The sequence below is a fragment of the Citrobacter sp. R4 genome (assembly GCF_026719175.1).
Classification (GTDB): domain Bacteria; phylum Pseudomonadota; class Gammaproteobacteria; order Enterobacterales; family Enterobacteriaceae; genus Citrobacter_A; species Citrobacter_A sedlakii.
This window is the reverse complement of record NZ_JAPPSU010000009.1, coordinates 20196-33339: the sequence shown is the minus strand read 5'-3', so window position 1 is coordinate 33339 and position 13144 is coordinate 20196. Positions and strand designations below refer to the sequence as shown.

Sequence of the window (13144 nt, the reverse complement as noted above, 5' to 3'; positions counted from 1 at the left end):
CAACAAACAGAATTAAGATCACAGAAAAGACATTACGTAACCGCAATGTAAAAAATGATAATTGTTTTACCTGCCTGTTAAACCCACCATCATCGACACTGATAAAAAGAACTGTATCCGCAAGGCAGGTCTGAATGAACACCCCATATAATTCCCGATATATTTTTTCGATTACCTTAGTCGCAACATTAGGAGGGTTATTATTTGGCTACGATACTGCGGTAATATCCGGTACCGTTGAGTCATTGAATACCGTCTTTGTTGCCCCACAACATCTCAGTGAATCCGCCGCCAACTCGTTGCTCGGCTTCTGTGTCGCCAGCGCCTTGATCGGCTGCATCATTGGCGGCGCGATCGGCGGCTATTGCAGCAACCGCTTCGGTCGTCGCGATTCGCTTAAAATTGCCGCACTGTTGTTCTTTATTTCCGGTGTCGGTTCCGCCTGGCCGGAATTAGGCTTTACCACCATCAATCCGGATAATACCGTCCCCGTTTATCTGGCCGGATACGTTCCTGAATTTGTTATTTATCGTATCATTGGCGGTATTGGCGTCGGGTTAGCATCCATGCTGTCGCCAATGTATATCGCTGAAATGGCGCCAGCGCCAATCCGCGGGAAACTGGTTTCGTTTAACCAGTTCGCGATTATTTTCGGCCAACTCCTGGTGTACTGCGTCAACTATTTTATTGCCAAATCCGGCGACGCGACCTGGCTGAATATCAACGGCTGGCGTTATATGTTCGCCTCGGAATGTATTCCTGCCCTGCTCTTTTTACTGCTGCTGTATACCGTTCCGGAAAGCCCGCGCTGGCTGATGGCGCACGGCAAACAGGAACAGGCCGAAGGCATTCTGCGCAAAATTATGGGATCCTCGCTCGCCACGCAGGCCGTACAGGAGATTCACCAGTCGCTGGAGCACGGCCGCAAAACCGGCGGACGCCTGCTGATGTTTGGTGTGGGAGTCATTGTGATTGGCGTTATGCTCTCAGTGTTCCAACAGTTTGTCGGCATCAACGTGGTCCTTTATTACGCGCCGGAAGTGTTTAAGACGCTGGGCGCCAGCACCGACGTGGCGCTGTTACAAACCATTATCGTTGGCGTGATCAACCTGAGCTTTACCGTGCTGGCCATTATGACGGTAGATAAATTTGGCCGTAAGCCGCTGCAAATCATCGGCGCGCTCGGTATGGCTATCGGGATGTTTAGCCTCGGCACCGCGTTTTACACCCAGGCGCCGGGAATCGTCGCCCTGCTGTCGATGCTGTTCTACGTCGCCGCGTTTGCCATGTCGTGGGGGCCGGTATGCTGGGTTCTGTTGGCGGAAATCTTCCCGAACGCGATTCGTGGCAAAGCGCTGGCTATCGCCGTCGCCGCTCAGTGGCTGGCAAACTATTTTGTCTCCTGGACTTTCCCAATGATGGACAAAAATTCGTGGCTGGTCGCACATTTCCACAACGGTTTCTCCTACTGGATTTACGGTTGTATGGGCGTGCTGGCAGCGCTGTTTATGTGGAAGTTCGTGCCGGAGACCAAAGGCAAGACGCTGGAAGAACTGGAAGATCTGTGGGCACCTGCGGAGAAAAAATCCCGCGAAGCCCCCGCACAGTGATTGCTCTTACCTTCAACGGCGGCCTGCGGGCCGCCTTTTGCTGTTTAGCGAAACGCTAGACACGTACAAAGTCGGTTTCGAAATTAAAGGTATGCCAGAGATGACGCGCGCAGGAGTACTCGAAAAGGCGACCATTGTCGAGAAAGGCCGTTTGTTCCACCTGAATCAGGATAGTCGGCTCGCTTAAGTCCAGCCACTGCCGCTCCTGGTCACTGGCGTTCCGCCCGGTTACCGTCATATGCGCACTGTGAATAATCTGCCCCAGTTCACGGGTAATGTAAGCGTAAATGGAGTGCTGAATATGACGGAGGTTGAGATGAGGGAAAAGCGCCACCGGCATCCAGGTGTACTCAACAATCGATGGGATCGCGTCAATAATACGCACCCGCTGAATCTCATGGACCAGTTCGCCTTCCGGGATTTGCAATTTTTGCGCAATGTCCTGCTTCGCAGGCACAGCGGCATACTGCTGGACGCGTGTCGACAACGTTTTACCGTAGCTGGCACACCGCTGCGCGGTGCCTATGAGATGAGAATTGCTGGCGGCAGAAACCTGACGCTTTACAAAAGACCCCAGCCCGCGTTTACGTAACACCAGACCTTCTCTGACCAGCAGATCCAGCGCCTTCGCCACCGTTAATTCGCTACAGGCAAATTCAGCCGCCAGTTTCGCGCCTTCGGGAAGTTTTTTGTCCGGAGCATAAATGCCCGCCACAATGCGATGTCGCACCTTGTGGTATATGTCCATATATTTCGGCATAGTTCCTCCGCAAACGGCCCCTTACGGGGCCGGTTCTTGTTATCGGGATAGTGAGGCCGCCATCCGCACCCAGGTATGTCGTCGCCCACGAATCGCAATCGATAAGGCATTGAGCGCCTGCGGATCGGCCATACCCGCCACGCCGGCGTCGCCAAAATTATGCATGTCGCTGCCGCAACGCTTACTGGCAAGGCCAATTTCGCGCACCGTAGCACAATCCGCCCCTTCCTGACTACTGCTCAGGGTGGTGACGGCAAGACCGCCGCAGTCGTGCACCGCCTGCACAATTTCCGCTACACGGACTTCCGACGCGCCGCGACAGCCCGCAGGCGCCGGAAAGATTACGCCATGCGCGCCAGCCCGGATATAGCTGGCATACTCTTCCGGCTGCCCCAGCCCTGTCGTCAAGAATTTCGCGACCAGAATCAGTTTATCTGTTTGCGCACGGAGCTGGCTAATCGCCTGGCGCAGACGTTCAGGCGTGACGCCGGGTTTGTCATAGCCGGTGAGGCAGAAGAAATCTGCATGTGCCATCGCATGGAAATGCGCGGGCGAAAAAGCATTGGGCGTTGAGGCATCGCCTTCTCCGCTGATTTCAAAACTGACGCCAGTTAAGCGCCCGGTTAACCGTTTCACCTGGGTGACAGGATCGTTGCCAAACCGGCCGTCGCCGCCGTTGATCTCAGGTTGCAGGCAGTTAACGCCCTTCAGCAACAGCAAATCTGCGCCGAAGGCGCTAATCAGTTCCGCGTTGGTCACTTCTGCAAACAACGGCGGTGACTGTACGGCGATCTCGGCCATAATGACTCGCCCTTCGCTGACCATAATGGCTTCGCGCAACTCATCGCCCATGACGGGAAGAGAAAAGTCGCTGGCCCGACAGTTGAGGATCCGTTTCATCATGCAACCTCCCCGCCGAGGGTGACAATGGCAGGAGACGGTTGGCGAAATGCCGTTTCAAGGATTTCGAGGTTGGTCAGCGCCTCGCTTTCATTGATGTAATTCGCCTCTCCGCAGGTCAGGGTCGCATACAGCGAATCGTAAACGCGACCATAATCACCCGGAACCGCCGCAAACGTCTCGCGGACGGAATCCCCGTCAGCATTCACATATTCCAGCACAGCCATTTCTTGATCCACGCCAAATGCGGCGTCTCCTGGCATAATACCGGCTTTCAGGCTGGTCTCTTGTTGATCGATACCATAGCGAATAAACGTCCCCCGGGTACCATGAACGATAAACCGCGGCCCGGCTATTTTGACCAGATGACTGGTTTTAACAATCGCGGTGGTGGTGCCGTAATAGAGATGTACTTCAAAGGTATCGTCAGGATTATGCGGATTTCTCAGCTTGCGGAGATGGTATCCAACCTGCTGCGGACGACCCAATAGCGAGAGGATTTGATCAACGGTGTGCACGCCCAGGCCATAAAACGCGCCGGTGAAATCGCTGCCCGGACAGGTTTCGGCATCGGGGCGAAAATAGTCGAAGTGGCTTTCGATGTCGACAATATCGCCCAGTTTGCCGCTCTCAATAGCCTGTTTCATGGTCAGAAAGCAGCTATCGAACCGTCTGTTCTGAAAGGGTGTGACGGTAAGTCCTTTTTCGCGCGCCAGCGCAAACAGCGTTTTGGCTTCCTCCAGCGTGGTGGTAAACGGTTTCTCCACCAGCACGTTTTTACCTTTTTCAAGGCATAATTTTGCGTATTGGTAATGGCTGTCAGGGTGGGTACAGATCACCACCAGTTGGATTTCGCTGTCGTTCAGAATATCGTCAGGATTCGACGTGAAAGTAATGTGCTGATAGCGTTCGCTGGCTTCAATTTCCGGCTTACGCTGAATATCATAAATACGCTTAACGTTGAATTTATCTTTGCGATACAGAACATACGGCAAATGATAACGGGTGGCGCTTTTACCAAAACCGATATAAGCACAATTAATCATGATTATTCCTTAATAAAAAAAGATAAGGCCGCGTGAACCGCAGCGGGTCCGTCGAGTTTGCTAAAATGCTGAGGATCTATCGGGACAACAGGGCAGTGATGGTTAATCTCCTGCGCGATCGTTTCCTGAAGATAAGCGAGCTGCGGCCCGAGCAAAATCAGCTGCGCCTTTTCATACTCTTGCGCCAGTTTTCCGGCGTTAACCGCATAAACAGTCAGCGTGCAACTCTGGCTCTCGGTATATTTACGCATTTTCGATGCCATCAATGAGGTGGACATGCCTTCATTGCAGGCCAGAATAATGGTTTTACCGTCCAGCAGATGAATACCTTCTGCGTCATCGCCATGGGTCTCAGCGTTTTGCTCCGCAACGATTTCGTCGATGACCTTTTCATTGCGGTTCTTGATCATGGCGCTTTCGTAGGCTTTCAAAAATGGCATATAGATAATCACCCCCAGCGCCAGCAAAACCGCCTGCAAAATCACATTGCGGTAATCACCACCGGAACCCAGCCATCCGGAAATAAATGGCGGAACAGACCACGGGACATACGCGACTATTTTCGACACCCATCCCCAGGACGTCGAAAAATAAGCGATAATAAAATTAATTTGTGGGTAAACGATGAATGGAATCATCATTAACGGATTATAAAGCACCGGGAAACCAAATATTACCGGTTCGTTGATATTGAAGAGGCCCGGCGCAATGACCGTTCGGGAAAATTTACGATGGCTGGATAATTTACTACGAATAAATACGGCCAGCAGCAGCGCCAGCGTGCTCCCTGTCCCGCCCATATGACCGTAAAGATCGCGAAACGGTAGCACGATGATATGCGGCGGAACTTGCCCGCTGGCAAAAGCCGCCATATTTTCCTGCATCGCCACCAGTAACGGCGGCTCCAGGACAGGATTGATAATACCGCCGGGATGAATCCCTAATGCAAACAGGATATTGGTAAGCGTCGTCAGCACCAGAAAGCCAGGAAGATTGGTGGTTAAATGCACTAATGGCGCCTGTATAAGCCGCTGTATCAGGGCCTGAACTTCTGTGTGCGCCAGCGTGCTTACCGCAAACGCCGCCAGCGCGAAACTGGCTATCGTCAGCATTATCGAAAACATGGCCTGAAAGGATTGCACCACCATTGGTGGGACGTCGTCACCAAGGCGAATCTGTAGCGCCTGACATTTTGACACCCACAAGAAGAGATTGGTTGAGAGTATCGCCGTGAGTATCGCCAGAAAGACGCCCCCGGCATTGGTACAAGCGTAAGGCACGATACCCGACAGTGTAATCTTCTGACCATCTGCCAGGGTTTGCGTTGTTTCGAGCGGCATCAATACATAGAATACCGCCAGCGCGACCATCGCGGGTATAACCGGCGTCGGGTGTTTTTTCTTACTGGCGACGTGATACGCCACTAATATTACCAGCATCAGCGATAATATATTCATCGTGCCATTAAGAATTCGCTCACCAATATTACGCAGACGTAATAAGGCTTCGGCAGATAAAAAGTTGCTCAATAGGCCATTGGTATCAAGAATGACATAATTGAGCATAATAAATAAACCCGCCAGCACGAGGAAGGGAACCGCAATAATAAAACTATCGCGTAAGCTCCGTAAATGAACCTCGGCGGCCATCTTCTGCGAGGCGTCAGTAATCCGCCCCAGTATTGAGGATTGAAACATACCGTATCCCTGTCGAAAAGAGGATTAACGCGGAGCGGGGAAATTCAGCGCGATCATTTCCTGAATAAGTTCCCGGGCGAGCATGGCCGTCATTAAATGGTCCTGTGCATGGACCATAATTAAATGAACCGGTACTTTCCCTTCTCCTTCATCATATTCAATTAGTCGGGTTTGTAAGGCGTGGGCTTCTTTCGCGGCTTGTTCAGACGCGGCCATTTGCTTCGCTGATTCAGAAAAATTGCCTTTTCGGGCCTCCTGTAACGCCTTAAATGCGCAGCTTTTACACTGCCCGGCATTAACAATCAGGCCCATCACGGTCTCTTCATAGCCTGTTTCGCTAAACATATGCACTCTCCATGAAATGTGAATGACGACATCCACCTCTGGTGAGATCCCTCACCGCCCTCAGGTTTCATGGAAAAGCATTTAAAACTATATAGTTTTAAATTAAATCTATATAGATCACATTTTAAACACTGCCTGAAGCGTCATTCCCGCTTAAGCCGTTTCGAATTACATAACCATAGCGTGATCACCAACAGCAGGATCGCCGCCGAGTAGATCAGCACATCCAGTGGAGAGGTATGATCGACGATGATCAGCCGCACTATCGCAGTGATCCCGATATACACAAAATAACGTAGTGGAAAGTGAAAGCCGGACTGAAAGTACTTAACAATCAGAGCGATAAATTCGAAATAGAGAAAATAGACCACCAGCCCTTCCACCAGCTCATATTTGCTGGTTTGCTCAGGCGCAAACAAGACATCCGCGAGATGCAGCGTCTCTTTTCCGAGGAAGACAACGAGGATCAGCCCCAGACTCAGCAGGCCCAGGTTCAGAACAGTCTGAAGCACGGTGGAGATAAACTCCGCGCGTGGACGAGATAATGACGTCATAACGGCACCTCTTTCTCAGTGGCGAGGTTCCTGTATAACGCAAAAATGTGACGGTGATCTATATTTTTTGTTTATGTTTGCTTATTCATCCGATAGCGCTGCGGTTAGCGGAGCGACAAAAACGTTAGCCGGGCAAGCGCTGTGCCGCCCGGCTAACAGCATTAACGGAAATTCACGCTCCGGTCGCTGGTCATGTCGTACAGCTGGAATTTACGTCCCAGTTGCTGGCCACCGTCACGCGTCAGCGGCGTCCAGCCAACCGCCGCCCGGCTGCGGGTCGGGCCGGCGGAGAAGAGATCCAGCGGAATCGAGACATACACCCCTTTGGTGAAGTCCCCTTCGCCGTATTCGTCCGGCGACACGTTTGTGATGGTGGCGTAACCGCCCACCACCACGCCGCTGTCGAAGCGTTTGGAAATATCCAGCGTTCCGCCCTTATCGCCCGCCAGATACTGACCGACACTCGCTTTCACCAGCACATCCTGCGCAAATGACGGCGTCCAGTAGGCGGTCAAATGCCCGGTCTTAACGCTGTAGTCGGTGAATTTCATCATCTCTTTCGCGCTGCGCCAGTCACGCTGTTTCACGTAATTCGCGTCGAGACCAAAGGCCCAGTTGCTGTCTACCGGACGGTAAAGAACCTCTGCCCCCGCGCCGCCGTACATGGTTTCCAGATAACCACCATAGACCTGGCCGTAGAAGCCGTTGCCGAAATACTGGAAGTAATTGGCCTGTAGGTTATTGACGTAAGCGTCGTTCTGCACATATTCACGCACCCGGGTACGCACACGCGGCAGCTTCGAGTCATTTGGCGGATTAGTGTAGTTAAACTTGTCATAGTTGTTGGCAAGGTTGCCAAACAGGCTACCGGTGGTCAACAGATGGTCGGTGACCCATAGATCGGCCGTCGCCATGACGCCCAACTGGTACATGTAGAAGTTTTCCGGCCCGCCCACGGACTGGTTCAGCACCGGATCGATGTGGAAAGCAAAGCGCGACTTGTCGATATACCAGCCCTGCTCGGTACTTTCGGGAACCACAGGCTCAAGGCGTTTTTGCGCCAGCGGCGTTTCGTGTCCCAGCGGTTCCCCTTCAAGATGACGTTTCAGGCTGGAGACGTCCGTCTCGGTGGTCACCTGCGGCAGGTTAAGCCGGTTTTCGGTTACGCGGATCGTGCGGATCCCCTCTGGCAGATCGTTCATCACGATCCGGTTCGCACGTTCGATCCCTTCACGCGAGTCGCGGTATTTCACCTGCTCGCCGGTGACATACAAGGTATCCCCCTTCACCTGAATCTTCGGATCCGCCAGTCCGGCATTGTATTTCAGCAGCGTAAGCTGGTTCGCTACCACCGAGTGTTGCAGGATCGCGTCCTGGGGCTGCGGTTGGTATTTCGGTCGGGCGTTATCGCTGTAAGAGGGACGCAAATCGTTGAAGTTTGTACGCAGCGTGACGCCAAACATAAAGGTGTTGCCGCGCTCATAGCTGAGGTTAACGTCGGCCCAATCGGTGACGCGATAAATGGCGCCGACGTTAAACTTGCTTTTCTGTTCCAGCTTGCCCGCGAAGTCCTGCTGGTAATTATTCCCTTCATATTCCAGCTTCAGACGTAGCGGCTGCCAGGGTGTCTGGTATTCAACGCCGCCAAACAGCGAGGCCGGGCCGTGGAACATCTGGCTACCGTCAATGGATCCCGCCTGCTTATAACTATTATCGCGGTAACAATATTTGTCGCTGTAGGAACACAGCGGGTTTGTGACGTTGCCGCTGGTCCCCAGATAACCCCAGCCGAGCCCAAGTGAAAAATCAAACGGACCCCAGGCCTTGCTCGCCACGATGTATTCGGCGTCAAACAGGCCGGTCCCCCCGATATCCCGCGCGCCCACCGCCACCTGCGGCATCCAGTAGCTTTCTTCCCAAAGTCGCAGCTTCAGATCAAAGGCTTTATCTTTATAGGTTTGATCGCCGGAAAAAGACTCTACGCTACTGTATTGTCGGGTTCGCACGTCGGTATAACGCAGTGTGGTTTCCAGCCAGGGGAAAGGCTGTACGGAAGCCGAGTAGTAACGGTACTGATCGTTATCACGATAGTTGAGACTCAGCTCACCCTCACGCGCCATGCGCGCGGTCGGGGTTTGTAATAATCCTACGCCGCCAAAGTCAGACTGAGAGGGGCCAATGGGCGCCGGGTACGTTTCGGCGTTGCAGGCCGCGCTGATGCCCAGCGCCAGTAAGCTGAGCAGATGTGTTTTTTTCATTATTCGGGTATCCGCTGCGTCAGGGTATGGAGAATGTCGGCGTTCAGCGCGTCCGGTTCGCTGCTCCAGACAGAATCGTCAAGCCCTACAAAAATGATACTGCCCGGCATCGGTTCAACGTGACGTTTATTCCAGTAAGCGACCGGCACTTTCTGACTGCGTCCATCAGGATAAACAACCCACGCGTAGCTGCGATCCGCGCCACTGAGCAAGTTTTGTCCGTCAAGATAATGGGTGACATCGCGTCCGGGCATAAACGGTTGTTTTCCGGGACGGCTCAGCAGGCCGAACAGAGTGACCTCCGTGGGCTGCGCGCCTACCCACAGCGTGTAGTTTCCCTGGAGCGGCGGATTACCGCGTTCGCTAACGCGCACCACGTCCGGGTCGAGCGTGATATGTTGCCTGCCGGTGATCTTCAGCGCCTGAATTTGCTGGCGCAGGGTGTTGATAGCGGCGGCATCGTCACCGCTCTCTTCCGCGCTCAGCGCCGCCAGTCGCGCGACCAGTGCCTGCTGTTGACGCAGTGCCGTGGCGGTAGCCTGTTCTTCGCTAATGACCGCCCCCGGCCACCAGCTGTTCGCCAGCCTCGGCTGGCCGACCAGATCGATCAGGTGTTCCGCGCCGGTCAGCGTTTTGGCTTCCTCGCCCCCTGCCATAAAGACCTTGACGGTGCCCGCGGCAATAACCGATGACGCGCTCAGGCTCAAGAGCAGTGCGGTAAGCGTTCGTCTCATCATGATTTTGCCGCCTTGATCAGCGTGGTTTTCACCGGGAAGAAGTCCGCCCCCAGATACTGCTCTGACTGGCGAATCTGCCCTTCGCTGTCTACCCAGTAGCGGTTATGCCAGCGTGCCTGGTCGGTGGTCACCGCCTCGTCCAGCACACGTACCGGCGTTTCATCACTGCCTACCTTCACCGTATCGCTGCCGTCCCACGTAAAGACCGAGCGCGCGGTGGCGTAGCGAACCTGCCTGAATTCGGTCCAGCCCATCGTGCGGATCCAGGTGGCGCCGTCGACGATCTGGTTGGGCTTTCTTAGCGGGTCTTCAGCGAGGTTATTGACCTCAATAAGGTTGTCGCCGCCGAGCAGCGTTTTCACCAACCGACCATGCTGGGTCACGAGAGTCGCCTGATCCTGGGTCACCCATTTCTGCTGCCCGTTCTCCGCGAAGGCGAGCACCACGAACAGCTGCGGTCCGCCGTTAAGCTGCATATACTGACTGGCATAGGGCATATTCTGGATATCGTCGTCCGTCAGTTGGACGCCAGGCGTACCGAACATGCTGTCCCACAGTGAGTTGCCCAGTTCTTTGGTGGTGGCTGAGCATGCCTGTAACAGCAGGCAAATAAAGATGATTCCAGGTCGCTTCACGACTCTTCTCCGCATGGTTGCCAGGGGTGCGTAACCCTGGCCTTCAGGCCCACAGGCTTTCGGAAATCTAAAATAACCACACCGAAGTGTGGTTATGGTTAAACGTACCGGTGTTACTGGGTACTGGTGGTCGTGGTGGTGGTGGTCCCGGTATTAGAACCGTCACCGCCGCCGGTTGCCGCCAGAGCGACACCCACCGCTGAGCTTACGGTGCTGGCGCTGGTCGCGGAGGAACTGCCCGCTGACACCGACGTCGCCGCCGAACCTGCCGCTTCACCCACCTGAACGGGGGCTGCGTAGACAGAGCTCGCCGCAAGCGCAGATATGGCAAAAATGCCATACAGAACTTTTTTCATAACAATTTCCCTTCATTGAATGAATGGAGATTTACCCAAAAGTGTTTCGGGCGGGATCGAGTATACACAACTAAAGCATGCGGATTGCGGCGGGTCTAAATAGCGAAGTCGTTTTAGGATAATTGGACTTTTGGTGAGCAATTGATTTTAATGTAAATATGATTACGCTTTATAATCAATGTGTTGAAATTTCATACGTATGCCTTTACCCTCCGTATTTTCCTAAAATAACTCAGGGTGATTTTAGGGGTATTCATTATTTTAGGATTAAGCTCAATATCATTATTTGCGCATCAGCACGGACAAACAGAATTATCTTATAAAAAAGCCGATATGAATATCGGCTTAAAATGAGTTCGATAAATTCATTGGAATGACAGCATGAACGCAGCCGCTACGGCTGCGTTTCAAAGCCGATTAGCGCCAGGCTTTATAGCGGTTGATTAACCCGTTGGTTGAACTGTCATGGCTGCTGATCTCTTTATCATCATTCAGCTCCGGCAGAATACGGTTAGCCAGCTGTTTGCCCAGCTCTACGCCCCACTGGTCAAAAGTGAAGATGTTAAGAATCACGCCCTGAGTGAAGATTTTATGCTCATACAGCGCGATCAGCGCGCCCAGGCTAAACGGCGTGATTTCGCGCAGCAGGATGGAGTTGGTCGGGCGGTTGCCTTCGAACACTTTGAACGGCACAACGTGCTCAAGCGTCGCCGGATCTTTACCCTGGTCGCGGTATTCCTGCTCAACCACCTCGCGGGATTTACCAAACGCCAGCGCTTCGGTCTGGGCGAAGAAGTTAGACAGCAGCTTCGGATGGTGGTCGGACAGCGGGTTGTGCGTAATCGCCGGGGCGATAAAGTCGCAAGGCACCATCTTAGTCCCCTGGTGGATCAACTGGTAGAACGCGTGCTGGCCGTTAGTGCCCGGCTCGCCCCAGATGATGGGACCCGTCTGGTAATCCACCGGATTGCCGTTACGGTCAACGTATTTGCCGTTGGATTCCATGTTGCCCTGTTGGAAGTAGGCCGCAAAGCGGTGCATATACTGGTCGTACGGCAGAATCGCTTCGGTTTCTGCGCCAAAGAAGTTGTTGTACCAGATACCGATCAGCGCCAGCAGCACCGGCAGGTTTTTCTCTGGCGCGGTGGTGGAGAAGTGCTTGTCCATTGCATGCGCGCCGGAGAGCAACTCAACAAAATTGTCGTAGCCCACAGAGAGGATAATCGACAGACCAATCGCTGACCACAGAGAGTAACGGCCGCCCACCCAGTCCCAGAATTCAAACATGTTGGCGGTATCAATACCGAACTCGCCGACCGCTTTCGCGTTGGTGGACAGCGCCGCGAAGTGCTTCGCCACGTGCTTTTCGTCACCGGCGGTATTCAGGAACCAGTCGCGCGCGCTGTGGGCGTTGGTCATGGTCTCCTGAGTGGTGAAGGTTTTGGAGGCGACCAGGAACAGAGTGGTTTCCGGATTCACTGTCTTCAGCACTTCAGCGATGTGGGTGCCATCGACGTTGGAAACGAAGTGCATGTTCAGGTGATTTTTGTACGGACGCAACGCTTCGGTAACCATGAACGGACCAAGGTCGGAGCCGCCAATACCGATATTCACCACGTCGGTAATCGCTTTGCCGGTGTAACCCTTCCAGCGACCGGAAATGATCGCTTCAGAGAAGGTTTTCATCTTCTCGAGTACCGCGTTGACTTCCGGCATCACATCTTTGCCGTCAACGATAATGGGGGTATTGCTACGGTTACGCAGCGCCACGTGCAACACGGCGCGGTCTTCAGTACGGTTGATTTTCTCGCCGGAGAACATGGACTTGATGGCGCCCGCCAGATCGGTCTCTTTCGCCAGATCCTGCAGTTTGCTCAGCGTTTCTTCCGTGATGCGGTTTTTGGAGAAATCCACCAGCATCAGATCGTCAAACGTTGCGGAGAATTTGCTGAAGCGATCGCTATCCTTCGCGAACAGATCCGCGATGGTAACGTCCTTCATCTCGTTAAAGTGTTTCTGGAGTGCCTGCCAGGCAGAAGTCTGCGTCGGGTTGATGTTTTTCATGAGCAATACTCTTCTGATTTGAGAATTGTGACTGGGATCGATTGTAACGCCAGTCACCGAAAAGTGTGATTGTTTTAATGCCGTTGCCCTGGCCATGGTCAAACGAAATGAAAAGAAGCCAAAAGTATAGACGTTATTAGCACCTTTACTGAGCCTAAACGCAGCATAAAAAATCCGCATAA

General features: G+C 53.2%; 12 protein-coding genes. 1 reads left to right on the top strand and 11 read right to left on the bottom strand.

Annotated features, from left to right (window positions below; all coding sequences use genetic code 11):
* Positions 1-134: 134 nt before the first annotated feature.
* Complete coding sequence (xylE, locus tag OOJ60_RS17505; protein ID WP_205612941.1) at positions 135-1610, top strand: D-xylose transporter XylE; 1476 nt, start codon at positions 135-137, stop codon at positions 1608-1610.
* Between the two features lie 55 nt (positions 1611-1665).
* Here the strand turns inward: xylE and OOJ60_RS17500 are convergent, their stop codons facing one another.
* The 11 genes from OOJ60_RS17500 to pgi all read right to left on the bottom strand — a co-directional run bounded on the left by OOJ60_RS17500 (position 1666) and on the right by pgi (position 12962).
* Positions 1666-2370 carry a GntR family transcriptional regulator gene (locus tag OOJ60_RS17500; RefSeq protein ID WP_042291256.1) on the bottom strand — a complete coding sequence of 235 codons (705 nt, stop codon included), beginning with the start codon at positions 2368-2370 and terminating at the stop codon, positions 1666-1668.
* Positions 2371-2409: 39 nt separating this feature from the next.
* Positions 2410-3273, bottom strand: a complete 864-nt coding sequence (locus OOJ60_RS17495) for a DUF7916 family protein (RefSeq protein ID WP_205612940.1) — start codon at positions 3271-3273, stop codon at positions 2410-2412.
* Positions 3270-4319 carry an oxidoreductase gene (locus OOJ60_RS17490; protein ID WP_205612984.1) on the bottom strand — a complete coding sequence of 350 codons (1050 nt, stop codon included), beginning with the start codon at positions 4317-4319 and terminating at the stop codon, positions 3270-3272. Before OOJ60_RS17490 ends, OOJ60_RS17495 begins: the two co-directional genes overlap by 4 nt.
* On the bottom strand, positions 4319-6013 hold the full coding sequence (locus OOJ60_RS17485) for a PTS transporter subunit EIIC (RefSeq protein ID WP_205612939.1): 1695 nt from the start codon (positions 6011-6013) through the stop codon (positions 4319-4321). Before OOJ60_RS17485 ends, OOJ60_RS17490 begins: the two co-directional genes overlap by 1 nt.
* Before the next feature lie 24 nt (positions 6014-6037).
* Positions 6038-6358, bottom strand: a complete 321-nt coding sequence (locus tag OOJ60_RS17480) for a PTS lactose/cellobiose transporter subunit IIA (RefSeq protein WP_060570427.1) — start codon at positions 6356-6358, stop codon at positions 6038-6040.
* Positions 6359-6501: 143 nt separating this feature from the next.
* Positions 6502-6912 carry a phosphate-starvation-inducible protein PsiE gene (psiE, locus tag OOJ60_RS17475; protein ID WP_042291264.1) on the bottom strand — a complete coding sequence of 137 codons (411 nt, stop codon included), beginning with the start codon at positions 6910-6912 and terminating at the stop codon, positions 6502-6504.
* Positions 6913-7073: 161 nt separating this feature from the next.
* Positions 7074-9170 (bottom strand): YjbH domain-containing protein, encoded by a 2097-nt coding sequence (locus OOJ60_RS17470; RefSeq protein WP_205612938.1) that lies wholly within the window; start codon positions 9168-9170, stop codon positions 7074-7076.
* Positions 9170-9907: a capsule biosynthesis GfcC family protein gene (locus OOJ60_RS17465; RefSeq protein WP_042291268.1), complete on the bottom strand. Its 738-nt coding sequence runs from the start codon at positions 9905-9907 to the stop codon at positions 9170-9172. Before OOJ60_RS17465 ends, OOJ60_RS17470 begins: the two co-directional genes overlap by 1 nt.
* Positions 9904-10542, bottom strand: coding sequence for a YjbF family lipoprotein (locus OOJ60_RS17460; RefSeq protein ID WP_042291275.1), 639 nt, complete (start codon positions 10540-10542; stop codon positions 9904-9906). The genes OOJ60_RS17465 and OOJ60_RS17460 overlap by 4 nt, the downstream gene beginning before the upstream one ends.
* Before the next feature lie 113 nt (positions 10543-10655).
* Positions 10656-10898: an exopolysaccharide production protein YjbE gene (gene yjbE, locus OOJ60_RS17455; protein ID WP_042291277.1), complete on the bottom strand. Its 243-nt coding sequence runs from the start codon at positions 10896-10898 to the stop codon at positions 10656-10658.
* A gap of 417 nt (positions 10899-11315) precedes the next feature.
* Positions 11316-12962, bottom strand: a complete 1647-nt coding sequence (gene pgi / locus OOJ60_RS17450; RefSeq protein ID WP_181822191.1) for a glucose-6-phosphate isomerase — start codon at positions 12960-12962, stop codon at positions 11316-11318.
* Between the last annotated feature and the right edge of the window lie 182 nt (positions 12963-13144).